We start from the raw sequence: 26736 nt of genomic DNA, 5'->3' as shown, positions 1-26736 counted from the left end.
CACGGGCCGACCCACGCGCTGCTCCTCGAGGAACGAAGACACACCATGAACGCTCCGACGATTGCCCGGCTCACCGCGATGACCCTCGCGACGCTGCTGGCCACCGGCGCCCTGGCGCAGGACAAGAAGGCCGTCACCCAGCCCGAGATGAACTACCAGGCGGGCGGCTCGCCGCTGGCCAGCGAGCCGATGTACCAGAGCTCGAACCCGAAAGCGCCGCAGATGACGCAGGCCGAGTTCGACAAGGCCCGCCAGATCTACTTCGAGCGCTGCGCCGGCTGCCACGGCGTGCTGCGCAAGGGCGCCACCGGCAAGCCGCTGACGCCGGACATCACGCTGGGCAAGGGCACCGATTACCTGAAGATCTTCATCGCCTACGGCTCGCCCGCCGGCATGCCCAACTGGCAGACCAGCGGCGACTTCGACGAGAAGACCGTCGACCTGATGGCGCGCTATATCCAGCAGGATCCTCCGCAGCCGCCCGAGTGGAGCATGGAGGACATGAAGAAGTCCTGGAAGCTCATCGTCCCGCCCGAGCAGCGGCCGACGAAGAAGATGAACGACTACAACATCGCCAACATCTTCTCCACCACGCTGCGCGACACCGGCGAGGTGGCGCTGATCGACGGCGACACCAAGCAGATCATCAACATCGTCAAGACCGGCTACGCGGTGCACATCAGCCGCCTGTCGGCCTCGGGCCGCTACCTGTTCGTGATCGGCCGCGACGCCAAGATCAACATGATCGACCTGTGGATGCCCAAGCCCGACAACGTGGCCGAGATCCGCGTGGGCCTGGAGGCCCGCTCGGTGGACACCAGCAAGTTCAAGGGCTTCGAGGACAAGCTGGCGATTGCCGGCAGCTACTGGCCGCCGCAGTACACCATCATGAAGGGCGACACGCTGGAGCCGCTGAAGATCGTCGGCACCCGAGGCATGACGGTGGACAAGCAGGAGTACCACCCCGAGCCGCGCGTGGCCTCGATCGTGGCCAGCCACTTCAAGCCCGAGTTCGTCGTCAACGTCAAGGAGACGGGCAAGACGCTGCTGGTCGACTACTCCGACCTCAAGGCGCTGAAGACCACTGAGATCGAGACCGCCCGCTTCCTGCACGACGGCGGCCTGGACAGCACGCACCGGTATTTCATGGTGGCGGCCAACCAATCCAACAAGATCGCCGCCATCGACCTGAAGGAAGGCAAGCTCTCGGCGCTGATCGACGTGGGCAAGATCCCGCACCCGGGTCGTGGTGCCAACTTCACGCACCCGCAGTTCGGGCCGGTCTGGGCCACCAGCCACCTGGGCGACGAGACCATCTCGCTGATCGGCACCGACCCCAAGGGCCATCCCCAGCAGGCCTGGAAGGTGGTCGAGACCGTCAAGGGCCAGGGCGGCGGCTCGCTGTTCATCAAGAGCCACCCCAAGTCGACCCACCTGTACGTGGACACGCCGCTCAACCCGGATCCCAAGCTGTCGCAGTCGGTGGCGGTGTACGACGTGAAGAACCTGGCCAAGGGCTTCACCGTGCTGCCGATCGCCGAGTGGGCCGGGTTGACGGATGACGGCGCCAAGCGCGTGGTCCAGCCTGAGTACAACAAGGCGGGCGACGAGGTCTGGTTCTCGGTGTGGAGCGCCAAGAACAAGCAAAGCGCGCTGGTGGTGGTGGACGACAAGACGCTGAAGCTCAAGGCCGTGATCAAGGACCCGCGTCTGATCACGCCAACGGGCCACTTCAACGTCAACAACACCCAGCACGACATCTACTGAGCCGCGGAGGACACCATGAGAACCCTGCTGATCGCCGCCGCGCTGGCGGTGGGCGCCACCGGCGCCATGGCCAACGCCGACGAGGCGCTGAACAAGGCCGGCTGCATGGCCTGCCACGCCAAGGACAAGAAGCTGGTCGGCCCGTCCTTCAAGGACATCGCCGCCAAGTACAAGGGTCAGGACGTGGTGGCCCGGCTGATGGACAAGGTCCGCAAGGGCGGCGCCGGCAGCTTCGGGCCGATCCCGATGTCGCCCAACGGGCCCGACAAGATCAACGACGCCGACCTCAGGGCCGCCGTCGAGCAGATCCTCAAGGGCTGAGCGTGGGCCGCGCCGCCGTCCTGCTGCTCGCGCTGCTGCCTTTGGCGGCGGCGGCCGAGCCCGCACCGCAGCGTCAGCAGCAGCTGGTGCGCATGGTGCGGCAGGACTGCGGCGCCTGCCATGGCATGCGGCTGACTGGCGGACTGGGCCCGGCACTCACGCCCGCCGCGCTGGCCGACAAGCCACTTGAATCCATGGTCGCGACGATCGTCCACGGTCGTCCCGGCACTCCGATGCCGCCCTGGCGGGCGATGCTCAGCGAGCCCGAGGCGCGCTGGATCGCCCAGCGTCTGGCGGCCGGTTTTCCTGAAGAAGCGAAGGCCCCGCGATGATGCGCCGCCGTGACACCCTGCTGGCCGCTGGCCTGCTGCCCCTGCTGGCCGCCTGCGCCACCCCCGCGCTGCGCGGCAGCGGCGACCTCGGCGTGATCGTGCAGCGCGCGCGTGGTGCGCTGTCCCTCATCGACACCAGCGAGCGCCGGATCATCGGCGAGGTGGGCGGCCTGGGCGATCTGTCGCACGCCTCGGTGGTGTTCTCGCGCGATGGCCGGCTGGCCTATGTCTTCGGCCGCGACGGCGGGTTGACGATGGTCGACCTGCTGACCCAGCGCATCGTGCAGCGCGTGATGCAGGCCGGTAACTCGATCGGTGGCGCGATCAGTGCCGACGGCAGGCTGGTGGCCGCACAGAACTACACGCCCGGCGGCATCAAGGTCTTCGACGCCCGCACCTTGGCGCTGCTGGCCGATGTGCCGGCCGAGTTCGCGCCGGGCCAGCGCTCGCGCGTGGTGGGCCTGGTCGACCTGCCGGGCCGACGCTTCGCCTACAGCCTGTTCGACGCCGACGCGATCTGGATCACCGACTGCAGCGACGCCGCGCACCCGGTGACGACCCGGCTGCCCGGCATCGGCCGCCAGCCCTACGACGCGCTGGTCACACCCGATGGCCGCCACTACATCGCCGGTCTGTTCGGCGAGGACGGCCTGGCGATGGTCGACCTGTGGGCCGACACCCCGCGCGCGCAGCGCATCCTGAACGGCTACGGCCGCGGTCAGCAGCCGCTGCCGGTCTACAAGATGCCGCACCTGCGCGGCTGGGCCGTGGCCGGCCGCCACGCCTACCTGCCGGCCATCGGCCGCCACGAAGTGCTGGTGGTCGACACCGCCACCTGGCAGGAGGCGGGCCGCATCCCGGTGGCCGGACAGCCGGTGTTCGTGATGGCCCGGCCCGACGGCCGCCAGGTGTGGGTGAACTTCGCGGTGCCCGACTACGACCGCGTGCAGGTGATCGACACCCCCACGCAGCGCGTGGTGGCCACGCTCCAGCCCGGCCAGGCGGTGCTGCACATGGAGTTCACGCCGCGCGGCGAGGCCGTCTGGATCAGCAGCCGCGATGCGAACCGCGTCAGCGTCATCGACACCCGCCACCTGCAGACGCTGGCGCAGCTGGAGGTGGACGCCCCCAGCGGCATCTTCTTCACTGCGCGCGCTGCGCGCCTGGGGTTCTGAATGGACCGACTCTCCCTGCTCAACGCCTGGCAGCGCGGCCTGCCGCTGACCGAGCGCCCGTTCGACACGCTGGCCACGGTGCATGGCTGCAGCGTGCCGGCACTGCTGGCCGAGTTGCGCAGTGCGCAGCAGGCAGGCCAGCTCAGCCGGGTCGGTGGCGTCTTTGCCGCCAGCGCCGGTGGCGCCGCGCTGCTGGCCGCGATGGCCGTGCCCGAGGCACGGCTGGACGCAGTGGCCGCCATCGTGTCGGCGCACCCCGGTGTCAACCACAACTACGCCCGCGAGCACGCCCACAACCTGTGGTTCGTGATGACCGGGGTGGACGCCGCGGCCGTGGAGCGCAGCATGCAGGCCCTGGAGGCGGCCACCAGCCTGCCCGCGCTGCGCCTGCCGCTGCGCCGCCCCTACCGGATCGACCTGGGCTTTGACCTGCGCCGCTCCACCGCCGGCACCGCCCCAGGCGAGCGGCGCCTGCGCGCGCCCGCCGTGGCCGATCATGATCGCGCCCTGGCCGCGCTGGTCGAGGACGGCCTGCCGCTGATCGAGCGTCCCTTCAACGCCTGGGCCCAGGCGCTGGGCTGGCGCACCGAGCGCGTGCTGCAGGTGCTGGCGCGCTGGCTGGACCAGGGCACGCTGCGCCGCTTCGGGCTGATCGTGCGGCACCACGAGTTCGGATTCACCCACAACGCGATGGCCGTGTTCGATGTGCCCGACACCCAGGTCGATGTCCTGGGCCCGCGCCTGGCCGCGCAGCCCGGCATCACGCTGTGCTACCGCCGCGAGCGCGCCGGCGGCTGGCCCTACAACCTCTACGGCATGGTGCATGGCCGCGATCGCGACAGCGTGCGCGCCGTGCTCGCCAGCGCCACCGCTGCCGCGGGCCTGGATGGCCTGTCGCAGCAGGTGCTGTTCTCGTGGCGGCGCTACAAGCAGACCGGTGCCCGCCGCTTCCGTGACCTGCCCGTGATGGAGACCGACCATGCCCACGCCGGATGAGCTGCGCCTGATCAGCCACCTGCACGGCGGCTTTCCGCTCAGTGACCGCCCCTTCCTGGAGGTGGCGCGCCAGCTGGGCTGGACCGAAGACACCGTGATCGAGCGCCTGCGCCACCTGCTGTCGCACGGCGAGCTCACCCGCTTCGGACCGCTGTTCCAGATCGAGCGCGCCGGCGGCCGCTTCGTGCTGGCCGCGATGGCGGTGCCCGAGGAACGCTTCGACGCGGTGGCGGCCCGGGTCAATGCGCTGCCCGAGGTGGCGCACAACTACCGCCGCGACCATGCGCTGAACATGTGGTTCGTCATCGCCACCGAGACCGAGGACGCGGTGCCCGCGGTGATCGCCCGCATCGAGGCCGCCGCCGGCCTGCCGGTCATGGCCTTCCCCAAGGAGCGCGAGTACCGGGTGGAGTTGCGCCTGCCGCTGCTGGCGCCGGAGCTGCACGATGCCCCTCACTGAGTTCGACCGCGAGCTGATCGCCGCCACCCAGGGCGGGCTGCCCTTGGTCAGCCGCCCCTACGAGGCCCTGGGCGCGATGCTGGGCGTGCCCGGCGAGACCGTGCGCCAGCGCCTGGCCGCCATGCAGGCCGAGGGCCTGGTGCGCCGCATCGGCGCCGTCCCCAACCACTACCGCCTGGGCTTCACCGCCAACGGCATGAGCGTGTGGGATGTGGACGACGCGCAGGTCGATGCGCTGGGCGAGCAGGTGGCCACGCTGGAGGGCGTCAGCCACTGCTACCGCCGCCCGCGCCACGGCAGCGCCTGGCCCTACAACCTGTTCGCCATGCTGCACGGCCGCCACCGCGCCGAAGTCCAGCAGCAGGCCGACCGCATCGCAACGCTGCTCGGTCCCGCGTGCCGCGCCCACGACATCCTCTACAGCTCGGCCATCCTGAAGAAGACCGGGCTGCGATTGAAGGACTGAGCCATGTTCCGTGTCTCCCACTACCTGCGTGAGCTGGCCGAGGCTGAGCGCCGTGGCCAGTATCCAAGCACCCGACGCCGCGGTGAGCCACCCGGACCGGTGGTCATCTGGAACCTGATCCGCCGCTGCAACCTGACCTGCCAGCACTGCTACGCCCTGTCGGCCGACCACGACTACGCGGGTGAGCTGGACACCGGCGAGGTCTTCACCGTGATGGACGACCTGAAGGCCTTCGGCGTGCCGGTGCTGATCCTCAGCGGCGGCGAGCCGCTGCTGCGGCCCGATCTGTTCCCCATCGCCGAGCGCGCCATCGGCATGGGCTTTTACACCGGCCTGTCGACCAACGGCACGCTGATCGACGAACCGCTGGCCGAGCGCATCGCTGCCACCGGCTTTCACTACGTGGGCATCAGCCTGGACGGCCTGCGCGCCACGCATGACCGCTTCCGCCGCCTGGACGGCGCCTTCGAGCGCAGCCTGGCCGCCGTGCGGCACCTGCTCGCCCGCGGCGTGAAGGTGGGTCTGCGCTACACGCTGACCGCCCCCAACGCACACGACTTCGAGCCGCTGCTGGACCTGATGCGCGCCGAAGGGGCGCCCAAGTTCTACTTCTCGCACCTGAACTACGCCGGCCGGGGCAACCTCCACCGCGCCAAGGACGCCCAGTTCGCCGCCACCCGCGCCGCACTCGACACCTTGTTCGACCGCGCCTGGGACGCCGCCCAGCGCGGTCTGGACGAGGAGTACGTCACCGGCAACAACGACGCCGACGGCCCCTGGCTGCTGCTGTGGCTGCAGCGCCGCCGGCCTGACCTGGCGGCGCGCTTCGGCGACGCGCTGCGCCAGCGCCTGCAAGCCTGGGGCGGCAATGCCTCGGGCCTGCACGTGGCCAACATCGACAACCTGGGCGAGGTCCACCCCGACACCATGTGGTGGCACCACCCGCTGGGCAATGTGCGCCAGCGCCCCTTCAGCGCCCTCTGGCCCGACACCACCGACCCGTTGATGGCCGGCCTGAAGCAGCAGCCCCGCCCGGTGGGCGGCCGCTGCGCCGACTGCCAGCACCTGGCGATCTGCGGCGGCAACACCCGCGTGCGCGCCCAGCAACTGACCGGCGACCCCTGGGCCGAGGACCCGGGCTGCTACCTGGACGACGCCGAGATCGGTCTCGCCCAGGGCCGGCCGCGCGTGCCCCTGAGCGCCTTTCGTTCTCAGCGCGCTGTCAAGGTCCCGGTCGTGGCCGGCTGAAGCAGCCGACAATGCGGGCCTCGCCGCCCGGAGTCTGTCCCTGTGAAACCCTATGACATCGAAATCCAGCGCCTCAAAGCCATGCGCCACGCCCACGGCTTGATTGAGGTCAGCGTGGACGCGCTGGTGCAGACCCGCCAACTGCGCGACGACGAATCGCCGTCCACGGTGCTGAGCCTGCCGGTCGAGCACGCCCGCACGCTGCTGCTGCTGCTGCGCCAGCAGCTGGCCGAGCTGGACAGGCTGCAGCCGCGCAGCCGCCGCTCCGGCCGGGCCTGAACCGGGCTCGCGCCTGGCCCGGCGTGCTGCTCAGCGCTGCGCCAGCGCGGCGCGGATATGGCCCACCAGCGCGTCCAGCGCAGTGGCCAGCGCGCGCATCTCGGGCTCGGGCGGCGGCACGCCGCGCGCCAGCTCGGATTCGAGGCGACCGATCTGCTCCATCAGCGTTTCAGCGCCCAGGTTGCCCAGCGCGCCGCGCAGGCTGTGCAGGTCCTGGCCCAGCAGGTCCAGCCGGCCCTCGCGCCAGGCGGCCAGCAGGCGGGTGCCGTCGTCGGCGTGGTGGTCGGCATAGACCTCAAGCAGGCGCGACAGCAGCGCGCCCTGGCCAGCCAGTCGGCGCAAGGCCAGGTCCAGATCCAGACCCTCAATGGTGGGCCCGCGCCAGGCGCTGGGTGCCGCGGCAGGCGGCGGCGGCGCGGGCAGCCAGCGGCGCAGCAGCGCACCCAGGGCCTCGGGCTCGACCGGCTTGGCGATGAAGTCGTCCATGCCGGCGACACGGCAGCGCTCGCGGTCCTCGGGGAAGGCATTGGCGGTCATCGCCACGATCGGCGTGCGCGCATGGCCCGGCAACTGGCGGATGCGGCGCGTGGCCTCCAGGCCGTCGACCTGGGGCATCTGCACGTCCATCAGGATCAGGTCGTAGGCGGCCTGGCTGGCCAGCTCGATCGCCATCTGGCCATCGTGGGCCAGGTCGGGGTTCAGGCCCAGGGTTTCGAGCAGCTGCGCGCTGACCTCGCGGTTGAGCGGGTTGTCCTCGACCAGCAGCACGCGCGCATGGGCACTGGCCTGCCAGGGCGGATCCTGCGGCGCCACGGCCTCGCGCTGGTCTCGGCGCAGCGCGCGCGTCAGCGCATCGTGCAGCTGCGACGGCGAGACCGGCTTGACCAGCACCGCGGCGAAGCCCACCGCGCCCAGGGTATCGCGCGGCACCTGCCCCCCCATGGCCGAGATCATCAGGAAGGCCGGCTGCTGGCGCAGCGGCAGCGCGCGGATCTGGCGCGCCGTCTCGACGCCGTCCATCACCGGCATGCGCCAGTCCAGCACGCAGAGCTCGTAGGGGTCGCCCTCGGTCTCGGCCGAGGCCAGGCGCTTCAGGGCCTGCTCGCCGCCGGCCACCGCATCGGCGCGCAGGCCCAGCATCTCGAGCATCTCGACCAGGGCCAGGCGGGCATCTTCCAGGTCGTCCACCACCAGCGCCCGGGTGCCCATGAAGCGGGCCACCGCGCGGCGGCCGGGCTGCGGCGACAGCGCCGGCTCCAGCGGCAGGTCGAACCAGAAGCGGCTGCCCTGGCCCGGGCGGCTTTCCACGCGCAGCGTACCCCCCATCATCTCGACCAGCCGGCGGCTGATCGACAGGCCCAGCCCGGTGCCGCCGAAGCGCCGAGTGGTGGAGCCGTCGGCCTGCTCGAAGGGTTGGAAGACGCGCTGCTGCTGCGCGTCGTCCATGCCGATGCCGGTGTCGCGCACCTCGAAGCGCACCAGCGGTCGGCCGTCGGCCGACTGCAGGCGCGAGAGGTTCACGCGCACATGGCCGCGCTCGGTGAACTTGATCGCATTGCCGATCAGGTTGACCAGCACCTGGCCCAGGCGCAGGTCGTCGCCGCGCAGGTGGCTGGGCAGCGTGGGATCGAGGCGCTGCACCACTTCCACACCCTTGGCCATGGCGCGTTCGCAGACCAGCTGGCTGGCCTGGTCCACCATGTCATCGACATCGAAATCGCGCGAGGCGAGCGTGAGCTTGCCGGCCTCGATCTTGGAGAAGTCGAGGATGTCATTGAGGATGGCCAGCAGATGCCGCGCCGCGGTGCCGATGCGGTCGAGGTGGGCGGCCTGCTGCGGTTGGGCGTCACGCCGCGCCAGGTAGGCCAGACCGATGATGGCGTTCATCGGCGTGCGGATCTCATGGCTCATGTTGGCCAGGAATTCGCTCTTCGAGCGGGTGGCGGCCTCGGCCTCGTCGCGTGAGCGCTCCAGCGCCTGGGTGCGCTCCTGCACCAGGTCTTCCAGCTGGTGGCGGTAGCGCGAGAGCTCGGCCTCGGCGGCCAGGCGTTCGGTGATGTCACGGATCACCGCGGTGGAGTGCCACATGCCGTCCACCTGGACGCGCGAGAGCGAGACGTTCAGATCGATGTAGCGGCCGTCGCGGCACAGGCCGCGCACGCGGCGGTCGGCACCCATGGTGCGCACGCCCGCGCCGTCCTGCGTGCCCAGTGCCACCAGGGCCGCATGGCCCTGGCGCACATCGGGCGGGAGCAGGCGGTCCAGCGGCTGGCCCAGCATCTCGGCGGCAGACCAGCCGAAGAGGCGCTCGGCCGCGGCATTGAACTGCGTGATGCGGCCGTCGGCGGCCACGCTCAGCACGGCCTCGGGCGCCGCGTCGATCAGCGTGCGCAGCCGGTGCTCGCTGGTCTGCACCTGCTGCACACGCAGCGCCAGGTCGGCCGCCATGCGGTTGATGCTCTCGGCCATGCGTGAGAGCTCGAGCGTGCGCTGCGGCGGCAGGCGGCGGCCCAGGTCGCCCTCGCCGATCGCCTTGGCCGCCTGGCCCATGGCCGCCAGCGGCCGCGCCACCCAGGCCTCGACCAGGATCCACAGCACCAGCGACGCCAGCAGAAAGACCGCCGCCTGCCAGCCCAGGCGCTCCCAGGAGTCCTCGCCCAGCTGGCGCAGCGGCTCGGCCAGCGTGTACTGCAACAGCACCAGGCCCTGGCGGCCGGTGCGCAGCTGGCCGGCCTCGGCCGGCCACTCGAAGGCGTGCACCAGCAACACGCGGCGTGGCTGGTCCAGCTCGATCACGCGCGAGGCGCTGCCGCTGTGCAGGCCCTGCCACCACTGGGCCTGCAGGTCCGGCAGGCGGTCAGCGGCCAGGCCAAGGTCGCTCGGGCGGCTGGAGGCCACCACCTGCAGGGTCGGCCCGATCACCGCGGCGTGCGACACCATGGTGTCGGACGAGGCGTGGGCCAGCACCTCGCGCAGCAGCGACGGATCGAGCGCGGCCATGCGCTCGGCGGCCACGGCGATCAGCGTCAGCTGGTGGCGGGCGCGCTGTTGCAGCTCCGTCTGCAGCTGGGCCGCGTCGCGCCGGTAGTGCATCCACTGCAGCGCTGCCAGCGCCACCAGCATCACCACCCCCAGCAGCATCGCCAGTCGCCAGCGCAGCGAGGTCGACGCCCTGCTCATGCGGCCACCCCGGCAGGCAGGAAATCGGCACTGCCCAGTGACTCGATGACGGGCAGCGCCGCCAGCAGGCCGGCGCGCAGCATCACCTGGCGCAGGCGCTCGGCGCTGTCCTGCAGGCGACCGCCGGGCCGCAGCCAGGTCTGGTTGTCGGCCACGCCGGGCAGTTCCAGCCGCGCCAGGCTGGCCTCCAGTTCGGCCGGTGCCATGCCCAGCCGGCGAGCCATGGGAGACATCAGCCGCTGTGGCGACTCGCGCAAGGCCGACAAGGCGCCGAAGTGGGCCGCCAACGCGGCCCGGATCTGGGTCGCCCGTGACGCCATCACCTCGGACCGCACCGCCAGCACATCGACGATGGTGCCCGGTACCTCGGCGCTGCTGAACAGCGGCCGCGCGCCCTCGGCCAGCAAGCGGCCGGCCATCGGGTCGTAGGTGACCAGGGCGTCCACGCGTCCATCGCGCCAGGCCGCCTCGTGCTGGTCAGCGGCCAGCGGCACGACCTGGACATCGGTGCTGCGCATGCCGGAGCGCGACAGCATGGCATCCAGCATCACCGCGCCGACGGCCGAGGATTCCACCCCGACACGCCGCCCGGCCAGCGCCGACACCGAACCCAGGCCCGCGCGGGCCAGCACCACATCGGCGCCCACCGACACATCCAGCACCGCCACCACGCGCAGGTCCATGCCGCGCGAGCGGGCGCTGAGCACCTCGTCCAGCGTCAGGCCGGCGGCATCCAGCGACTGGGTGCCCAGGCCGCGCAGGCTGGAACTGGCCGAGGGCATGTCGACCAGATGCACCTCATCGGTGGGCCAGGTGCCTTGTTCACGCGAAAGAAAGAACAGCTCATAACCCGGCCAGGGGTGACAGCCCAGACGCAGCGGGCCGCGCGGCCCGGGTTGGCAAGCCGACAAGGGCGCCAACGCCGCCAGTGCCGCCCCCAGACAGACACGGCGGCGTGGGTTGGCGGGACGGGCAGTCATGGTGGCGGACGCGTTGCACTGATTGTGCCTGCGCGGCCGGGTTTCACCACATCATCGCGCCAGCACGGGCGCCAGGGCCAGACCGGTGTGGGTACCGGCCGACACCAGGCGTTCCGGCGCACCGGCGCAGACCACACGCCCACCGGCGCTGCCACCCTCGGGGCCCAGGTCGATCACCCAGTCGGCCTCGGCCACCACGTCCAGGTCGTGCTCGATCACCACCACGCTGTGGCCGCCACCCACCAGGCGGTGCAGCACGTGGATCAGCTTCTCGACATCGGCCATGTGCAGGCCCACCGTGGGCTCGTCCAGCACGTACAGCGTGTGCGGCGCCTTCTGGCCGCGGCGGGTGACGTCGTCCCGCACCTTGCTGAGTTCGGTCACCAATTTGATGCGCTGGGCCTCGCCGCCGCTGAGCGTGGGACTGGGCTGGCCCAGTGTCAGGTAGCCCAGGCCCACGTCCTTCAGCAGCTGCAGCGGGTGGGCGATGGCGGGCATGCTGGCGAAGAACTCGACCGCCTCGTCCACCTCCATGCGCAGCACGTCGCCGATGCTCTTGCCGCGCCAGGTGACCGCCAGGGTCTCGGGGTTGAAGCGCTGGCCGTGGCAGACGTCGCAGGGCACCTTCACGTCCGGCAGGAAGCTCATCTCGATGGTGCGCATCCCCTGCCCTTCACAGGCCGGGCAGCGGCCCTGGCCGGTGTTGAACGAGAAGCGGCCGGCGGCGTAGCCGCGCGCCTTGGCCTCCAGGGTCTCGGTGAAGAGCTTGCGGATGCTGTCCCAGAAGCCGATGTAGGTGGCCGGGCAGGAGCGCGGCGTCTTGCCGATCGGCGTCTGGTCGACCTCCAGCACGCGGTCCACGCTGCCCCAGCCCGACAGGCTGGCACAGCCGCTGAGCATCACGCTGGAGGCCGCCGCCTCGTCGGGCTTGCGGCCCTTGGCCGCCACCAGCGCCGCCACATTGGCCAGCAGCACATCGCGCGCCAGCGTGCTCTTGCCCGAGCCCGAGACGCCGGTCACCGCCACCAGGCGGCCCAGCGGCACGTCCACGTCCACCTGCTGCAGGTTGTGCAGCGAGGCGCCGCGCAGCGCCATCGCTGGCGTGCCAGCATCGACCGGGCGGCGCGCTTGCAGCGGATGCTTCAGTGGCGCGGCCAGGCAGCGGCCAGTGAGTGAATCAGGGTGCGCGGCCAGCTCGGCCGGCGCGCCCTGCGCCACCAGGCGGCCGCCGCGCTTGCCGGCGCCGGGGCCGATGTCGATCACATGGTCGGCGCGGCGGATCGTGTCCTCGTCATGCTCGACCACCACCAGGGTGTTGCCGGCGTCGCCCAATTTCTTCAGCGCCCCCAGCAGGATGCCGTTGTCGCGCGGGTGCAGGCCGATCGTCGGCTCGTCCAGCACATAGCAGACGCCTTGCAGGTGGCTGCCCAGCTGCGCGGCCAGGCGGATGCGCTGGGCCTCGCCCCCGCTGAGCGTGGGCGCGGCACGGTCCAGCGTCAGGTAGCCCAGGCCCACTTCTTCCAGGAATTCCAGGCGGCTGCGGATCTCGGTGATGACGTCGCGGGCGATGCCGGCATCGCGGCCGGTGAGGGTGAGCCCGTCGATCCAGGCACGCGCCTCGCGCACCGAGCCAGCCGCCACGTCGTGGATCGTGCGCTCAGCGAAGGTGACGCCGCGCGCCACCGGGTTCAGGCGCGCGCCGTGGCAATCGAGGCAAGGCTCGCCGGCCAGGCCTTCCACCTCGGGCTCGTCGCTGGGAAAGCGCTGCTCGCGGCCCTTGTCGTCGTCGTTGCGCACCGAATCGTCGAAGGCCTGGCGCTGCTCGCGCGTCAGCGTCAAACCGGTGCCCACGCAGGTGCTGCACCAGCCGTGCTTGCTGTTGTAGCTGAACAGGCGCGGGTCGAGTTCGGGGTAGCTGGTGCCGCACTGCGGGCAGGCGCGCTTGGTGGAGAACACCTTCAGCGCGCCCAAGCCGGTGGTGGGCTGGCCGGCCTCCAGCCGCTCGGCCAGGCCGTCCAGCGGCGCCAGCAGGTGCATCACGCCCTTGCCGGCCTCCAGCGCCTCGGCCAGCAGCGCGCGCAGCTCGGGCTCGGTGGCGGCCGACACCACCAGGTCGCCCACCGGCAGCTCGATGGTGTGCTCCTTGAAGCGGTCGAGCTTGGGCCAGGGGTCGGTGGGCAGGAACTCGCCATCCACCCGCAGGTGGCTGTGGCCGCGCGCCTTGGCCCACTTGGCCAGGTCGTTGTAGATGCCCTTGCGGTGGACCACCAGCGGCGCCAGCAGGCCCACGTGCTGGCCGGCATGGTCGCGCAGCAGCTGTGCGGCAATGCTCTCGGCGCTTTGCGGCCGCACCGGCGCGCCGTCATGCACGCAGTGCTGCAGGCCCAGCTTGACCCACAGCAGGCGCAGGAAGTGCCAGACCTCGGTGGTGGTGGCCACGGTGGACTTGCGCCCGCCGCGTGAGAGCCGCTGCTCGATCGCCACGGTGGGCGGAATGCCCCACACCGCATCCACCTCCGGCCGCCCCGCCGGCTGCACGATCGAGCGCGCATAGGCGTTGAGCGACTCCAGGTAGCGCCGCTGTCCCTCGTTGAACAGGATGTCAAACGCCAGCGTGCTCTTGCCCGAGCCCGACACCCCGGTGACCACGGTGAACTTGCCGCGCGGAATGTCCACATCCAGCGACTTCAGGTTGTGCTCGCGCGCATTGACGATGCGGATCGCCTCGTCCCGCACCGCCCGCCCCAGATACGCCCCACCCCCCAAATCGGTGTCAGACTCCAATTTCTTCTCGGCCACGCCGAGGGCCCCGTCGTACTGGCGCAGCGCGGCGCCGGTGTGCGAGCTGGGGTGGGCGCGCAGATCGTCCGGCGTGCCGGCGGCGACCAATTGGCCACCGGCGTCGCCGCCCTCAGGTCCCAGGTCGATCAGCCAATCGGCAGCGCGGATCACGTCCAGGTTGTGCTCGATCACCAGCAGCGAATGGCCGGCATCGAGCAGCTTGCGCAGCGCGCGCATCAGCTTGGCGATGTCGTCGAAGTGCAGGCCGGTGGTAGGCTCGTCGAAGACGAACAGCGTGCCTTTCTTCGCCACCGCCTGGCGCGGGCTGGCCGCCGCCTCGGCCAGGAAGCCGGCCAGCTTCAGCCGCTGCGCCTCGCCGCCCGACAGCGTGGGCACCGGCTGGCCCAGGCGCACATAGTCCAGGCCGACGTCGACGATGGGCTGCAGCGTGCGCAGGACCTCGCGGTCCTTGGCGAAGCACTGCACCGCCTCGCTGACGGTCAGGTCCAGCACATCGGCGATGCTCAGGCGGCGCTCGCCGCGGGTGATCAGCACCTCCAGGATTTCGGCGCGGTAGCGGCGGCCGTCGCAGTCGGGGCAGCGCAGGTAGACGTCGGACAGGAACTGCATCTCGACATGCTCGAAGCCCGAGCCACCGCAGGCCGGGCAGCGCCCATCACCCGCGTTGAAGCTGAACATGCCGGCGGTGTAGCGGCGCTCCTGCGCCAGCGGCGCCACCGCGAAGAGCTTGCGGATCTCGTCAAACGCGCCCACATAGCTGGCCGGGTTGGAGCGCGCGGTCTTGCCGATCGGGCTCTGGTCGACGAAGACCGCATCGGCCAGGTGGTCGGCGCCCAGCAGCCGCTCATGCGCCCCCGGCGCATCGGTGGCCTGGCCGAAGTGGCGCATCAGCGCCGGCACCAGGATGTCCTGCACGAGCGTGCTCTTGCCCGAGCCCGAGACGCCAGTGACCACGGTCAGCCGCTGCAGCGGGAACTCGACCGTCACGTTCTTCAGGTTGTTCTGCCGCGCGCCTTCCAGGATCAGCCGCGGCGTGGCCTCGTCGACAAAGCGCTTGAAGCCCATGCCCACACTCTTGCGCGCCCCCAGGTAGGCGCCGGTCAGCGTGTCGGCCGAGCGGGCGGCGTCGGGGCTGCCGTCAAAGACGATCTGGCCGCCCTTCTCGCCCGGCCCCGGGCCCATGTCGATCAGGCGGTCGGCGGCCAGCATCACCGCCGGGTCGTGTTCGACCACCACCAGCGTGTTGCCGGCATCGCGCAGGCGCTGCATGGCCTGCACGATGCGGTTCATGTCGCGCGGATGCAGGCCGATGCTGGGCTCGTCCAGCACGAACAGGGTGTTGACCAGCGAGGTGCCCAGCGCGGTGGTCAGGTTGATGCGCTGCACCTCGCCGCCGCTGAGCGTGCGGCTCTGGCGGTCCAGCGTCAGGTAGCCCAGGCCCACGTCGCACAGGTAGCGCAGTCGGGTGCGGATTTCATCCAGCAGCAGCTTCAGGGCCTCATCCAGAAAACCTTCCGGAAGGTGGATGCCATCGAAGAAGCGCTTCAGCCGCTCGATCGGCAGCAGCATCAGGTCGTGCAGGTTCAGACCCGGCAGCGCCTCCAGTTGCGCGCGCGACCAGGCCGCGCCCTGCGGCAGCATGCGCTGCGCGGGCGCCAGCACCGCGTCGGCATCCTCCTTCGCACCGATGCGCCACAGCAGCGACTCCAGCTTCAGCCGCGCGCCACCGCAGGCGGTGCACGGCGTGTAGCTGCGGTACTTGGACAAGAGCACGCGGATGTGCATCTTGTAGGCCTTGCTCTCGAGGTACTCGAAGAAGCGGCGCACGCCGTACCACTGCTTGTTCCAGTTGCCGCTCCAGTTCGGCGAACCCTCCAGCACCCACTGGCGCTGCGCCTCGGTCAGCTGGCTCCAGGCGGTGTCACGCGGGATGCCGGCCTCGCCCGCGTACTTGACCAGGTCGTCCTGGCACTCCTGCCAGGCCGGCGTCTGCATCGGCTTGATCGCACCGTTGCGCAGGGTCTTGCGGTGGTCGGGAATGACCAGGCCGAAGTCGACGCCAATCACGCGGCCGAAGCCGCGGCAGGTCTCGCAGGCGCCGTAGGCCGAGTTGAAACTGAACAGCGCGGGCTGCGGATCGCCGTAGCGCAGGTCGCTCTCGGGGCAGTGCAGGCCGGTGCTGTACTTCCACAGCGTGGGTTCGCCCTCGTCAGCCAGCGCATAGACGCTGAGCCGGCCCTGGCCGCGCTTCAGGCCCAGCTCGATGGCCTCCATCACGCGGGCGCGCTCGGCGCTGCTGAAACGGAAGCGATCAGCCACGACGTCCAGCAGCTTCTTGTCGCCGCTGACCCGCTCGGCCTGCACGCGCGAGAAGCCGCCGGCCAGCAGCCATTGCTCCACCTCCTCGGCGCTGGTGTTGGCCGGCAGCTCCACCGGAAAGGTGATGACTAGGCGCGGGTCGCCCGCCGCCGCGGCGCGGGTCGCCAGGTCGGCATGGATGGTCTCGGCGTTGTCGTGCCGCACCGGCAGCGCGGTCTGGCGGTCGAACAGCTGGCCGGCGCGGGCGAACAACAGCTTCAGGTGGTCGTTCAGCTCGGTCATCGTGCCGACCGTGGAGCGGCTGGTGCGCACCGGGTTGGTCTGGTCGATGGCGATGGCCGGCGGCACGCCGTCGACCTTGTCCACCGCCGGGCGGTCCATGCGGTCGAGGAACTGGCGGGCGTAGGCCGAGAAGGTCTCGACATAGCGCCGCTGACCCTCGGCATACAGCGTGTCGAACACCAGGCTGGACTTGCCCGAGCCGCTGGGCCCGGTGACCACCGTCAGCTCACCGGTGCGGATGTCCAGGTCCAGATTCTTCAGGTTGTGCTGGCGGGCACCGCGGATCTCGATCAGGCCGGACGACATGGAAGGGTCTGGAGTGAAGCTGGACCCAGCATGTTGGCACAAACGCTCGGGCGGCGGAGGCGCCCGCGCCGGGCTCGGCAGACGCCCTGCCCCGCACGCTCAAGGTGGTCTGGTACGGGATGCCGGAAGCGACGTCGCTGGCACAGGACAACGGGGAGCGGCCAGGTCAGCCGCAGAGCACATTCAGGCTGATGACGGTCTGAAACTGCCCACCTAGGAACTGGAACCGTCCGGGCACGCCCTCGCCCAGCCGAAATTTGATGAAGTTGCTGAAGACATCGAAGGAGAAGTTCGATGTGTCGGCCAGATCGTTGCGCAGCACTTCGTGCTCCGAGCCAAGCTCGTAGAAGCAACTGCCGCCAGCGTCGCCCAGCACGACATGGATGTAGCCGTGGAAGTGGTTGGCGCGGCCAGTGTCCAGCGACTGCATGGTCAGCAGGTACCTGGGGGTACCTGAACCGTCCAGCTTCTCCAGCGAGAAATGCACCCGGCCGTCTGGCTTGTCGCCGATGTTGCTCCGCAGGTGCCGCTCGTCCAGCACGGGGCCTTTCGATCGGTAGACCACCTTCTGCAGCGCGCCGCCGACCTGGTCGCGCAGCACCGTGTGCATCCTGGTTTGGTCGAGCTCGATCGCATCGGCCACCGCGGCGGCGCCGGTCAGCAGCATCACCAGGCCGAGCCCCCCGCGGGCGCAGCGCGCGAAAAAGCCTTGCATCGCATTCCCTCCACACATCCATCGATACCGGCCCGCACTGTAGCCACCGGCCATGACCGCACCCATCCCTTGTTTTGTCACCCACGACATCAGGGTCACCATCGGGACGGGGCCGAAGCGATGGCAAGCTGGGGGGCTGACGACGGCGTTGGGCCGCCGTCCTGCTGGCCGCGCTGGTCAGCAGCGCCGCCGCGGCTGCGCCGGTGTACCGGGTGAACGATCTGGGTGGTCTGTTCAGCAAGGGTTGGAGCACCGCTCAGGCGATCAACGCCCGGGGCGAGGTGGTCGGCTCAGCGATGCCGCGGCCCATCGGCCCGTACCAGCCACCCGCACGCCCCGTGCTCTTCGGCCAGCGCAGGCCGCTCGACCTGATCGCCGCGACCGGGGTCGACGCCGATGAGGGCGACTCCACCGACATCAACAGCGACGGCCACATCGCCGGCTATCTGCGGATGAATCGGGACGGCTCGTACAGACCCTTCGTCTACCGGCAGGGCACGATGGAGGTGGTCGACGCACCCCATTACGCCGCCGGCAGTCCCGTCCGATGGAGCGACCTGGGCCACCTGCTGGTCCCGGTCGACTCTTCCAGCGGAGTCAACAGGACCGTCATCACCGTCATGCGCCGGCCCGACAGGACGTGGGTGACGACGCTGACGCCCTGGAATGACCGTGCCGATACCTGCACAGTCGGCCGCGCCATCAACCGCCAAGGCAGCATTGTTGTGGGCTATTCTTCCAAGGCCGGGTCATCTGACAAGGCCCTGGTGTGGCGAGACAACGTTCCGACACCAGTGCCGGGCACCAAAGACTACCGTTCGTCGCGAGCAAGCGCCGTCAGTGATCGCGGCGAAATCGCGGGCGTTCACGATGTCGACTCGGTAGGAGGCTGTTGCAAGTACCGTCCGTTTGTGGTTGCCGATGGCGTGCTGACCGATCTGCTCGGCCCGGATCTCTACACTGAAGTGACCGGGCTGGACAATTTGGGCCGCGTCGTCGGCAAGGTCTTCGAGACGAGTGTCCCGAGGGCCTTCCTGTACCAGGATGGTCAAACAATGATGCTGGATGATCTGGTCGAACCTGCACAACCAGGGCAGTGGCAGATCTAGGAGGCCCACGCGATCCATGACGCTGGTGAGATCGCTGCCCAGGGCCTCTCGGCTGCCACCGGCATTGAGCGTGCGCTGAAACTGGTGCCGGTGACCGCGCGCGGAACTGACTTGGGACGGGCCCATGGGCCCCGCGACGCGCAACCCTGTCATCCGGCGAGCCGGCTCAGGGGTTGATAGCTGATGAACACGTCCTTTTCCAGCGCCCTTGGGCGCCGCCTGATGGTGGGGTCGAGCCTGCTCGCCCTGCTGGCCCTGCCCGCCTGCGTGGTCGTGCCGGCGCACCGGCCGGCCTATGGTGGCCCGCCACCGGTGTATGAATCCGGTCCGGTCGTGATGGCCCCGATGGCGCCGCCGCCGCCGCGCTACGAGGTGGTGCCCGCACTGCCCTATGCCGGCGCGGTCTGGATTGGCGGGTACTGGAACTGGTCGGGCCGCGCCCATGTCTGGGTGCCCGGCCGCTGGGAAGCGCCGCGCCACGGCTGGCACTATGAGCCTCGGCGCTGGGAGCCGGCGGCCCGCGGCGGCTACGAGTTGCGCGGTGGCTGGCGCGTGCGCTGAGCCCGCTCAGGGTCAACCCGATACGCAGTCTCCACGCCAAAGACCCTGACACCCGCGCGACAATGGCCGCCCACAAGGCCACGAGAGCATGAGGCAGTCGATGGGTGCACGAGTCCGCCAGGCGTGGCGTTCAGCCGCGGGGGTGGCCCTGCTGGCGCTGAGCGTCAGCCTCAGCGCACAGGCGCAGTGGAAGATCGGCCAGACCGTGGGCCTGAGCGGCGCGGTGGCCGCCACCGTGGCCGAAACCCGCCAGGGCGCGATGCTCTGGATCGAGGCGGTGAACCGCCAGGGCGGCGTGCAGGGCCAGCCGATCGAGCTGATCAGCCTGGACGACCGCTTCGAGGTGCCGCAGGCAGTGGCCAACGCGCGCCAGCTGATCGACCAGGGCGTGCTGGCGCTGTTCCTGAACCGCGGCACGCCGCACACCCAGGCCTTGATGCCGCTGCTGAGCGAAGCGCGCATCCCCTTGATTGCACCTTCCACCGGCGCGATGGTGTTGCACCAGCCGGTGCACCCCTGGCTGTTCAATGTGCGCGCCACCTACCAGCGCGAGGCCGAGCGCGCCATCACCCACCTCACCCAGATCGGCGTGCGCCGCATTGGCCTGGTGCAGGTGGACGACAGCTTTGGCGAGGACGCGGTGCAAGGTGCGCTCAAGGGCCTGAAGGCCGCCGGCCTGAGCGCTGTGAGCCATCAGCGCTATGACCGCAGCAAGCCCGACTTCTCGGCGCTGATCCCGGCCCTGGTGAAGGCCGAGCCGCAGGCGGTGATGTTCATCGGCTCGGGCACCGCGGTGGTCGACGCGATGAAGGCGCTGCGAGCCGCCGGCTCTCGGGCGCAGATGGTGACGCTGTCGAACAACGCCTCGGCCGGCTTCGTCAAGCTGCTGGGTGAGCAGGCGCGCGGCGTGATCGTCAGCCAGGTCTTTCCATCCGAGCGCTCGATCGCCGTGCCGATGGTCAAGGAGGCCCAGGCACTGGCCAAAGCCAAGGGACTGACCCTGACACCGGCGATGTTGGAGGGCTTTGCCGCCGCCAAGGTGCTGGTCGAGGGCCTGCGCCGCGCCGGTCGCATCCCCACGCGGCAGAGCCTGGCCGACGCCCTGAACGGCCTGCAGCGCCTGGACCTGGGTGGGCTGGAGCTGGGCTTCAGCCAGGCCGACCACAGCGGCCTGGACTATGTGGACCTGTCGATCATCGCCGAGGACGGCCGCTTCCAACGCTGAGCCTCAGCGCCCTTCCAGCATCGCCACCATCGCGCTGAAGCCGCGCTCACGCGCCAGTTGCAGCGGCGTGCGGCCGTGGCCGTCGGTCAGGCGGGGGTTGGCGCCAGCCGCCAGCAGCGCCTGCAGCACCGCCTGGTGGCGCGCGCCGCCATCGCCCAGCACCACCGCCTCGATCATTGCGGTCCAGTGCAGGTTGTTGACATGGTCCAGCGGCGCGCCCGCAGCGATCAGCTGGCGCACCACGCCGTCGTGGCCCAGGTGGGCGGCAGCGATCAACGCGGTGCCGTCATAGCGGCTGGTCACCAGCCGCGCCGACGCGCCCAGCGCCAGCAGGGTGCGCAGGGTCTCCTCGTCGTCGGCCACGGCGGCGATGGTCACCGCGTCGTAGCGGTCGTGTTCCAGCAGCTGCAGGTCGGCGCCGTGTCGGGCCAGGCGGCGCAAGGCCTCGCGCTGGCCAGCGAAGGCGGCCACGTGCACGGGTGTACGGCCGTGGTCGTCGCGCGGGTTCAGGCGCACCTGGTCGGCCAGCGCGTCGATGCGCGCCAGGTCGCCCCGCCACGCCGCGGCATGCAGGCTGCCGTAGCGACCGATCTCGGCGGGCGTGGGGGCGGTCTGGGCGCGCGCCGTCAGCGCCAGCACGGCCAGCCCCAGGCCAAAGGCGCGGCGTTTCACTGCAGCTGCGCCTTGACCTGGTCCAGCGCCGCCATCGCGCACTGCTCATCCAGGTGGCCGCCCGGCGCACCGCCAATGCCCACCGCACCGACCACCTCATTGCCGGCCTTGATCGGCACGCCGCCGCCCAGCAGCAGGAAGCCGGGGATGTTCACCAGGTTGGCGGCCGCCGGGTTCTTCTGCGCGTTCTCCATCATCGCCAGCGTGGTGTTCCTGGCCGAGGCCGAGGTCCAGGCCTTGGCGCGGCTGGCTTCCAGCGTGTGGGCGCCAGCGTTGTCGGCGCGCTGCACGGCGCGCACGCCGCCGGCACGGTCGACCACGGTGACGGTCACCGCGTAGCCATTGGCCTGGCAGGCGGCCACGCCGGCCGCGGCGATCTGGTTGGCCAGTGCCAGCGGCAGGGCCTTTTCGGTGCGCAGTTCGGCCTGGGCGGCAGTGGCGCACAGCGCGACGGCGAGCAGGGTCAGTCGGGGGGTGAACAGCATGGGATTCTCCTGAGGTGGCGGCCATCGTTTGACCGTGCGCTCACTGTAGGAATCCATGGCCCCGGCGACCATTCGGCCGGCTACGCGCGGCGCTCCGTAGAACTACGCAGCGCCGTCGCCCTCTTCGACCAGCCGGGCATAGCGCCGGATCAGCTGCGCCAGCGATTCGGCGCCCAGCTTGGCGAAGAGGTTGGCGCGGTGGGTCTCGACGGTGCGCGGCGACAGGCCCAGCGCGCGGCCAATCTCCTTGTTGGTGAGACCTTCGACGATCAGGCCCAGCACCTCCCGCTCGCGCTGCGACAGCTGGGCGTGGCGGGCACGGGCCTCGCGATCAGCGGTGTGGCGCTCGCGCGAGCGCACATGCTGGCGCACGGCCTGCTGCAGCGTCTCGAGCAGCAGCTCGTCATCGACCGGCTTCTCCAGGAACTCGGCCGCACCGCTCTTGAAGGCGCGACGGCACAGCGCCACCGTGCCATGGCCGGTCAGCATCACCACCGGCTGGTCCACGCCCTCGGACTGCAGGCGCTCCAGCACCGCGATGCCGCCCAGGCCGGGCATGCGCACGTCCAGCACGATGGCGCCGATGGCCTGGCGGTCAAAGCCGGCGATGAAGGCCTGCGGGTCGTCCCAGGTCTGCACCCGCAGGCCCACGGTGCCGATCAGCAGCGCCAGGCCATCGCGCACCGCGGCGTCGTCGTCGACGAGGTGGATCAAGGGTGTCTGCATCACGTGGCCTGCGCTCGCGGCAGGCTGAGACGAAAGGCGGCGCCGCGCTCGGCCAGCGGCTGCAGCGTCAGCGCGCCGCCTTGCGCCTGGGCCAGTGACTCGCTCAGGCTCAGCCCCAGGCCCAGTCCGCCTTCGCGGGTGCTGACAAAGGGCTGGAACAGCCGCGCCGCCACCTCGGGCGCCAGGCCTTCGCCGCTGTCGATGACGCTGAGGTGCGCCGCCTGGGCATCGGCCTCGACCTGCACGGTCAGCCGGCGCTCGTTGGTGGGCACCGCCGCCAGGGCCTGCAGCGCGTTGCGCAGCAGGTTGTGCAGGATCTGCTCCACCGCCACCGGATCGGCGCGCACCGCGGCGGCGCTGGGGGCCACCTGCAGTTGCGGGCGCACGCCCAGCGCCTGGGCCTCGGGGTCCAGCAGATCCAGTGCTGCGCGCGCCGCGGCCTCCAGGCGCAAGCTGCTGCTGGGCGGCGGCTCGTCGGGCCGCGCCAGGGCCTGGCGCAAGCGGGACAGCACCTCGCTGGCGCGGCGCGCCTGGGCGGCGGCCTGGGTCATCGCCTGGCGCGCGGTGGCCAGCTCGGGCGGGTGCTCATCGAGCAGCCGGCCGGCCGCCTGGGTATTGGCCAGCACCGCGGTCAGCGGCTGGTTCAGCTCATGGGCCATGCCCGCAGCCAGCTCGCCCAGCGTGTTCAGCCGCGCCACCTGGCCCAGGCGCAGCCACTCCTCGGCGCGGCGGCGAGCCTGGCGCTGGCGCCAGGCGGCACGCACCAGCAGTGTGGTCGCGGTGCACAGCAACGTCCACAGGGCCCAGGCCAGCCAGGGCAGTTGCGCCCAGCCCCAGGGCTGCTGCAGCACCACGTCCACCGGCAGGCTGTCAGCGGCCAGGTGCTTGCGCGCCTCGTAGCGGCCCAGCACCGTGCTTGTCGAGGCGCCCGGCTGCAGCAGCAGCGGCGGCCGGTCGGCCGGCACCAGGGCCACCGACACCGCCGAGCCCGGCGCCACCGGCCAGTCGGCCTCGCGCAGCGGCTGCGACAGGTCCACCTCCAGCGCGTAGCTGCTGGGCTGGCCCGCACGCAGCAGCAGCGCGCGCGGCGCGGCAGGGTCCAGCCGCACCAGCACCGCGCGGTGACTCTCGCGCGAACGCAGCTCGGCCGCCTGCAAACGCGCGTCGGCCCAGGCCTGCGGGTCGGTGCGCTGCTGCACGCTGCGCACCGCGGGCAGCAGCGCCGGCAGGCGGCGCGCGGCGTCGCCGCCCTCCGGGCCGGCGGCCACCAGGGTCAGCGTGGCCAGCACCGCCTCCATCTGCAGCGCATGCTGGCTCAGCAGACGGTGGGCGATGCGGGCTTGGGTGTCAAAGGTCTCGCGTCGCTGCGCGTCATCCAGGCGCCACAGCAGGCCGCAGCCCAGCGCGGCCAACACCAGCGCGGCCACGCCCCATCGGGCAGCAGACGGGTTCAGACGCAGGCCTCGACGACCCTGAAGTACAGCTGCAACTGGCCCGCGGTGAACTGCATCGGGGTGCGCTGCGCGCGGTGGAAGGACACGTGGAGTTCGTCATCGAGGGTGTACCAATACACGGGCTTCGCACCGCTGGTCAGATCGTCCGCCAGCAGATTGGTATCGACCACGGTCCAATAGCCAAACCGGCAACTGATCTCCTTGGGCAGATCCAGGCGGACGTGAAAACGGTAGTGGTCGGCCGAGCCCAGGTCCTGCGACTGCAGCTGCAACACGTAGCTGTCATCGCCAACCTGGGACAGCGTGGCATGCACGCGCGCATCCACCTTGCCCGTGTCGTTCTTGACCAGGTGGCGCTCATCCAGCGTCGCCCCCTTCGCGAGGTGAACAAGCACATGGCGAACCCCTCGCACCTGCTCCTGAACCACCGACCGCATCACGGTGTTGTCCAGGTTCAACGGGTAGGCCCAGCAGGCGCTGGCCAGCCAGGCAGCGGCACCGCAGACCAGGGCTCGAAGGCCATGACGATGACGAAGGGGACGCACAGACATGGGTGAACTCCAGCGGCCGGCAAAACAGGCGACCAGCCTAGCGAGATGGCCGTGGCGCCGCAACCGGGGCGACAACGATCCCCCCTTGGGCAAGGGGGCCAGACTAGGGATGCACAGCCGTCCCCGGCAGCAGCACAGTGCCCAACGGTGCACAGGGTGTGCTCGTGGGAGATGGCCCGATGAAACGATACCTGTGGAGCTGGGCGGTGATGGCGGCGCTGGCCGGTGTGGTCAATGCCGCTGCCGCCGCGGCGCTGCGCTACGAGTTGGTGGACCTGGCGGCGAGCAGCGAGGTCCACCAGAGCTCAGCCACTGCAATCAACAACACCGACAAGGTGGTGGGCTACACGGTACTGCGCAGCAACCGCAACCAGCAGCCGGTGCGGTTCATCGATGGCCGGGCGCAGCGCCTGGTGCAGCGCACCGACCAGCCCTATCGCGGCGGCGTGGCAGAAGCCATCAGCGATGCCGGCCATGTGGCCGGCAACCTGGATGTCTATGGCACCGACTTTCCTGTCTTCGTCACGCTGGGTGGCGTCACCACGCTGTATCGGCCACCCGCGGGGAATGCCGTTGCCAGGGGTGTCAACAGCCTGGGCGAGGTGGCCGGCTCGCGCTCAACGATCGGTCAAGCCACGCGTGCGTTCGTGATGCGCGACGGGCAATGGACAGACTTGCCAGTGCCGCAGCCCGGCCTGCCCAGCGAGGCCTGGGCGATCAACGACGCCGGACAAGTGGTTGGTCATCACAGCCGCAGCGTCGACGGGATGGAGGTCCAGCTGGGGGCCCTGTGGCAGGACGGCGAGCTCAAGGAGAGCTTTGGTCTGGCGGGCAGCCGCTACACGCGGGCCCTGGCTGTCAATCGGCAGGGCTGGGTCACCGGCTATTCGCAGGCCGGGCGCCACATGAGCTGGGATCATGCCTACATCCACCGCGACGGCGTGACCACCGACCTGGAGACCCACCTCGGCGCACGCAGCTACGGCTATGGGATCAATGCGGCCGGCGAAGTGGTCGGCGACCGGGTGGCGGGCAATCACGCCGGGCCCTTTCTGTACAGCGACGGAAAGATGCGCTGGCTTGCGCAGTTGCTGCCGGCGGCGCAGCAGGCCCAGTGGCGGCTGGTGTCGGTCCACGCCATCAATGACGCCGGCCATGTGGTGGGCCTCGCGGTCAATATTGCGCAGGACAAACTGAAGGCGGTGATGCTGCGCCGCTTGCCCGACCAGGGGGCGGCTCCGTGAGGCTGGGGCCGCAGCGCGCTCGGGTACCACGCTGCGCCCAGCGGCGGCCTGAAGGCCGGTTCAGGGACAGGCTTTGAACACCTTGAACGCGATCTCGACACAGTCGTCAAGATTCAACACCACACTCTGCGCGCCCAGGGTCAGCTCGACCTGAAGCACCAGGTGCCGACCATCGAGGCGGTCGCCGACGCGCCTGTGGAGGGTCTCGTGCGTGACGCCCCGCGTCGATCAGTCGCCGCCGAGGAAGTCCTCCACCAGCGCGAACTGGGCCGGCGTGTTCAGCGCTGGCGCATGGCCGCAGCCAGGCACGGTCACCACGGTGGCCCGCGGACCGCGCAGACGCATCTGCTCGGCCACCGGCGCCTCCAGCAGGTCGGAGTGTTCGCCGCGCAGGCACAGCACCGGGATGTCCAGGCTGTCCCACTGCGGCCACTGGTCGTAGTCGGCGGGATGGTCGATGAACTGGCGCACCATCTGCGGGTCGTAGTGCGGCGTCACGCGGCCGTCGGGCAGGCGGCGCACGCTGGTTTCGGTCAGGCGGCGCCACTGGGCGTCGCTGAGCCAGCCGTAGGGCGCGTAGATGCTGCGGAAGTACTGTTCCAGTTCGCCCACGGTGGCAAAGCTGGCCGGGCTGCCGGCGTAGGTGCGGATGCGCTCTACCGCCGATGTGGCAATCTCCGGGCCCATGTCGTTCAGCACCAGACGCCGGATGCGCCCGCGCAGTCGGCCGGCGGCGGCGCGCAGGCCGATCGCGCCGCCCATCGAGGTGCCCAGCCACAGGCATTCACGCACGCCCAGCTGGTCCAGCAGCGACTCGGCCAGGCGCACATAGAAGTCCAGGCAGTACTCGGCGCCCGGGTCCGGGCTCCACTGACTGAGGCCGCGGCCGATGGTGTCCGGGCAGATCACGCGCCAGCGCGTGGACAGATGGGCCGCGATGTCGTCCATGTCCCTGCCGGTACGCGCCAGGCCGTGCCAGGCGATCACCGTCTCGGGCTGTCCCGCGCCCCACTCGGTGTAGTGGAGCTCGCGCTCCAGGCAGCGCAGGTAGTTCGAGGTGTGCGACATCGCGGCTCCCGAT

At 70.6% G+C, this 26736-nt stretch carries 23 protein-coding genes; 13 read left to right on the top strand and 10 right to left on the bottom strand.

Features of this window, described 5'->3' with window-relative positions:
* The first annotated feature begins 45 nt into the window (after positions 1 to 45).
* From KAK06_RS14185 to KAK06_RS14145, 9 genes are read left to right on the top strand one after another with little or no spacing between them, the layout of a single operon-like run.
* Positions 46 to 1767, top strand: coding sequence for a cytochrome D1 domain-containing protein (locus KAK06_RS14185; RefSeq protein ID WP_210802773.1), 1722 nt, complete (start codon positions 46 to 48; stop codon positions 1765 to 1767).
* Between the two features lie 15 nt (positions 1768 to 1782).
* Positions 1783 to 2088: a c-type cytochrome gene (locus KAK06_RS14180; protein ID WP_210802772.1), complete on the top strand. Its 306-nt coding sequence runs from the start codon at positions 1783 to 1785 to the stop codon at positions 2086 to 2088.
* Positions 2089 to 2090: 2 nt separating this feature from the next.
* The gene (locus KAK06_RS14175; protein WP_310741095.1) at positions 2091 to 2420 is read left to right on the top strand and encodes a c-type cytochrome; all 330 of its coding nucleotides are present in this window, start codon (positions 2091 to 2093) and stop codon (positions 2418 to 2420) included.
* Positions 2420 to 3595 carry a cytochrome D1 domain-containing protein gene (locus KAK06_RS14170; RefSeq protein ID WP_210802886.1) on the top strand — a complete coding sequence of 392 codons (1176 nt, stop codon included), beginning with the start codon at positions 2420 to 2422 and terminating at the stop codon, positions 3593 to 3595. Before KAK06_RS14175 ends, KAK06_RS14170 begins: the two co-directional genes overlap by 1 nt.
* Positions 3596 to 4591, top strand: a complete 996-nt coding sequence (ahbB, locus tag KAK06_RS14165; protein WP_210802771.1) for a siroheme decarboxylase subunit beta — start codon at positions 3596 to 3598, stop codon at positions 4589 to 4591.
* The gene (locus KAK06_RS14160) at positions 4575 to 5051 is read left to right on the top strand and encodes an Lrp/AsnC family transcriptional regulator (protein WP_210802770.1); all 477 of its coding nucleotides are present in this window, start codon (positions 4575 to 4577) and stop codon (positions 5049 to 5051) included. The genes ahbB (KAK06_RS14165) and KAK06_RS14160 overlap by 17 nt, the downstream gene beginning before the upstream one ends.
* Positions 5038 to 5517, top strand: a complete 480-nt coding sequence (gene ahbB, locus KAK06_RS14155) for a siroheme decarboxylase subunit beta (RefSeq protein ID WP_210802769.1) — start codon at positions 5038 to 5040, stop codon at positions 5515 to 5517. Before KAK06_RS14160 ends, ahbB (KAK06_RS14155) begins: the two co-directional genes overlap by 14 nt.
* Before the next feature lie 3 nt (positions 5518 to 5520).
* Positions 5521 to 6765: a heme d1 biosynthesis radical SAM protein NirJ gene (gene nirJ / locus KAK06_RS14150; RefSeq protein ID WP_210802768.1), complete on the top strand. Its 1245-nt coding sequence runs from the start codon at positions 5521 to 5523 to the stop codon at positions 6763 to 6765.
* A gap of 42 nt (positions 6766 to 6807) precedes the next feature.
* Positions 6808 to 7044: a hypothetical protein gene (locus KAK06_RS14145; protein ID WP_210802767.1), complete on the top strand. Its 237-nt coding sequence runs from the start codon at positions 6808 to 6810 to the stop codon at positions 7042 to 7044.
* Positions 7045 to 7074: 30 nt separating this feature from the next.
* On the opposite strand, the gene KAK06_RS14140 is transcribed toward KAK06_RS14145, so the two are convergent.
* The 4 genes from KAK06_RS14140 to KAK06_RS14125 form a co-directional block, all read right to left on the bottom strand.
* Positions 7075 to 10224 carry a hybrid sensor histidine kinase/response regulator gene (locus KAK06_RS14140; RefSeq protein WP_210802766.1) on the bottom strand — a complete coding sequence of 1050 codons (3150 nt, stop codon included), beginning with the start codon at positions 10222 to 10224 and terminating at the stop codon, positions 7075 to 7077.
* On the bottom strand, positions 10221 to 11204 hold the full coding sequence (locus tag KAK06_RS14135) for an ABC transporter substrate-binding protein (RefSeq protein WP_210802765.1): 984 nt from the start codon (positions 11202 to 11204) through the stop codon (positions 10221 to 10223). The genes KAK06_RS14140 and KAK06_RS14135 overlap by 4 nt, the downstream gene beginning before the upstream one ends.
* A gap of 51 nt (positions 11205 to 11255) precedes the next feature.
* Positions 11256 to 16913 (bottom strand): excinuclease ABC subunit UvrA, encoded by a 5658-nt coding sequence (gene uvrA / locus KAK06_RS14130; protein ID WP_210802764.1) that lies wholly within the window; start codon positions 16911 to 16913, stop codon positions 11256 to 11258.
* 166 nt (positions 16914 to 17079) lie between these two features.
* Complete coding sequence (locus tag KAK06_RS14125; protein ID WP_210802763.1) at positions 17080 to 17628, bottom strand: hypothetical protein; 549 nt, start codon at positions 17626 to 17628, stop codon at positions 17080 to 17082.
* 212 nt (positions 17629 to 17840) lie between these two features.
* Between KAK06_RS14125 and KAK06_RS14120 the strand changes: the two genes are divergently transcribed.
* The 3 genes from KAK06_RS14120 to KAK06_RS14110 all read left to right on the top strand — a co-directional run bounded on the left by KAK06_RS14120 (position 17841) and on the right by KAK06_RS14110 (position 20523).
* The gene (locus KAK06_RS14120) at positions 17841 to 18737 is read left to right on the top strand and encodes a hypothetical protein (protein ID WP_210802762.1); all 897 of its coding nucleotides are present in this window, start codon (positions 17841 to 17843) and stop codon (positions 18735 to 18737) included.
* Positions 18738 to 18920: 183 nt separating this feature from the next.
* On the top strand, positions 18921 to 19298 hold the full coding sequence (locus KAK06_RS14115) for a hypothetical protein (RefSeq protein ID WP_247652870.1): 378 nt from the start codon (positions 18921 to 18923) through the stop codon (positions 19296 to 19298).
* A gap of 100 nt (positions 19299 to 19398) precedes the next feature.
* Positions 19399 to 20523 carry an ABC transporter substrate-binding protein gene (locus KAK06_RS14110; RefSeq protein WP_210802761.1) on the top strand — a complete coding sequence of 375 codons (1125 nt, stop codon included), beginning with the start codon at positions 19399 to 19401 and terminating at the stop codon, positions 20521 to 20523.
* A gap of 3 nt (positions 20524 to 20526) precedes the next feature.
* Here KAK06_RS14110 and KAK06_RS14105 read toward each other — a convergent pair whose 3' ends face one another.
* From KAK06_RS14105 to KAK06_RS14085, 5 genes are all read right to left on the bottom strand, one after another.
* Positions 20527 to 21195, bottom strand: coding sequence for an ankyrin repeat domain-containing protein (locus KAK06_RS14105; protein WP_210802760.1), 669 nt, complete (start codon positions 21193 to 21195; stop codon positions 20527 to 20529).
* Positions 21192 to 21680 (bottom strand): GlcG/HbpS family heme-binding protein, encoded by a 489-nt coding sequence (locus tag KAK06_RS14100; RefSeq protein ID WP_247652869.1) that lies wholly within the window; start codon positions 21678 to 21680, stop codon positions 21192 to 21194. The genes KAK06_RS14105 and KAK06_RS14100 overlap by 4 nt, the downstream gene beginning before the upstream one ends.
* 102 nt (positions 21681 to 21782) lie before the next feature.
* Positions 21783 to 22406, bottom strand: coding sequence for a response regulator transcription factor (locus tag KAK06_RS14095; RefSeq protein WP_210802758.1), 624 nt, complete (start codon positions 22404 to 22406; stop codon positions 21783 to 21785).
* A complete protein-coding gene (locus KAK06_RS14090) occupies positions 22406 to 23833 on the bottom strand; it encodes a sensor histidine kinase (protein ID WP_310741094.1) in 1428 nt (475 codons plus the stop codon). The genes KAK06_RS14095 and KAK06_RS14090 overlap by 1 nt, the downstream gene beginning before the upstream one ends.
* Before the next feature lie 23 nt (positions 23834 to 23856).
* Positions 23857 to 24411 carry a hypothetical protein gene (locus KAK06_RS14085; RefSeq protein ID WP_210802757.1) on the bottom strand — a complete coding sequence of 185 codons (555 nt, stop codon included), beginning with the start codon at positions 24409 to 24411 and terminating at the stop codon, positions 23857 to 23859.
* 209 nt (positions 24412 to 24620) lie between these two features.
* On the opposite strand from KAK06_RS14085, the gene KAK06_RS14080 reads away from it, so the two are divergent.
* Positions 24621 to 25655, top strand: a complete 1035-nt coding sequence (locus tag KAK06_RS14080; protein ID WP_210802756.1) for a hypothetical protein — start codon at positions 24621 to 24623, stop codon at positions 25653 to 25655.
* 228 nt (positions 25656 to 25883) lie between these two features.
* On the opposite strand, the gene KAK06_RS14075 is transcribed toward KAK06_RS14080, so the two are convergent.
* Positions 25884 to 26723 carry an alpha/beta fold hydrolase gene (locus tag KAK06_RS14075; RefSeq protein ID WP_210802755.1) on the bottom strand — a complete coding sequence of 280 codons (840 nt, stop codon included), beginning with the start codon at positions 26721 to 26723 and terminating at the stop codon, positions 25884 to 25886.
* Between the last annotated feature and the right edge of the window lie 13 nt (positions 26724 to 26736).

It is taken from the genome of Ideonella aquatica (assembly GCF_018069755.1).
Lineage (GTDB): Bacteria > Pseudomonadota > Gammaproteobacteria > Burkholderiales > Burkholderiaceae_C > Ideonella > Ideonella aquatica.
The sequence above is the reverse complement of the archived record's forward strand: the minus strand, read 5'-3'. Positions and strand labels throughout refer to the sequence as shown.

Excerpts from the sequence above, each read along its gene's own strand:
- ahbB (WP_210802771.1), top strand. The coding sequence starts at position 3,596 with ATGGACCGACTCTCCCTGCTCAACGCCTGGCAGCGCGGCCTGCCGCTG.
- KAK06_RS14140 (WP_210802766.1), bottom strand. The coding sequence starts at position 10,224 with ATGAGCAGGGCGTCGACCTCGCTGCGCTGGCGACTGGCGATGCTGCTG.
- KAK06_RS14185 (WP_210802773.1), top strand. The coding sequence starts at position 46 with ATGAACGCTCCGACGATTGCCCGGCTCACCGCGATGACCCTCGCGACG.
- KAK06_RS14170 (WP_210802886.1), top strand. The coding sequence starts at position 2,420 with ATGCGCCGCCGTGACACCCTGCTGGCCGCTGGCCTGCTGCCCCTGCTG.
- ahbB (WP_210802769.1), top strand. The coding sequence starts at position 5,038 with ATGCCCCTCACTGAGTTCGACCGCGAGCTGATCGCCGCCACCCAGGGC.
- KAK06_RS14110 (WP_210802761.1), top strand. The coding sequence starts at position 19,399 with ATGGGTGCACGAGTCCGCCAGGCGTGGCGTTCAGCCGCGGGGGTGGCC.
- KAK06_RS14085 (WP_210802757.1), bottom strand. The coding sequence starts at position 24,411 with ATGTCTGTGCGTCCCCTTCGTCATCGTCATGGCCTTCGAGCCCTGGTC.
- KAK06_RS14125 (WP_210802763.1), bottom strand. The coding sequence starts at position 17,628 with ATGCAAGGCTTTTTCGCGCGCTGCGCCCGCGGGGGGCTCGGCCTGGTG.
- KAK06_RS14095 (WP_210802758.1), bottom strand. The coding sequence starts at position 22,406 with ATGCAGACACCCTTGATCCACCTCGTCGACGACGACGCCGCGGTGCGC.
- KAK06_RS14135 (WP_210802765.1), bottom strand. The coding sequence starts at position 11,204 with ATGACTGCCCGTCCCGCCAACCCACGCCGCCGTGTCTGTCTGGGGGCG.
- uvrA (WP_210802764.1), bottom strand. The coding sequence starts at position 16,913 with ATGTCGTCCGGCCTGATCGAGATCCGCGGTGCCCGCCAGCACAACCTG.
- KAK06_RS14100 (WP_247652869.1), bottom strand. The coding sequence starts at position 21,680 with ATGCTGTTCACCCCCCGACTGACCCTGCTCGCCGTCGCGCTGTGCGCC.
- KAK06_RS14115 (WP_247652870.1), top strand. The coding sequence starts at position 18,921 with ATGAACACGTCCTTTTCCAGCGCCCTTGGGCGCCGCCTGATGGTGGGG.
- KAK06_RS14160 (WP_210802770.1), top strand. The coding sequence starts at position 4,575 with ATGCCCACGCCGGATGAGCTGCGCCTGATCAGCCACCTGCACGGCGGC.
- KAK06_RS14080 (WP_210802756.1), top strand. The coding sequence starts at position 24,621 with ATGGCGGCGCTGGCCGGTGTGGTCAATGCCGCTGCCGCCGCGGCGCTG.
- KAK06_RS14075 (WP_210802755.1), bottom strand. The coding sequence starts at position 26,723 with ATGTCGCACACCTCGAACTACCTGCGCTGCCTGGAGCGCGAGCTCCAC.
- nirJ (WP_210802768.1), top strand. The coding sequence starts at position 5,521 with ATGTTCCGTGTCTCCCACTACCTGCGTGAGCTGGCCGAGGCTGAGCGC.
- KAK06_RS14180 (WP_210802772.1), top strand. The coding sequence starts at position 1,783 with ATGAGAACCCTGCTGATCGCCGCCGCGCTGGCGGTGGGCGCCACCGGC.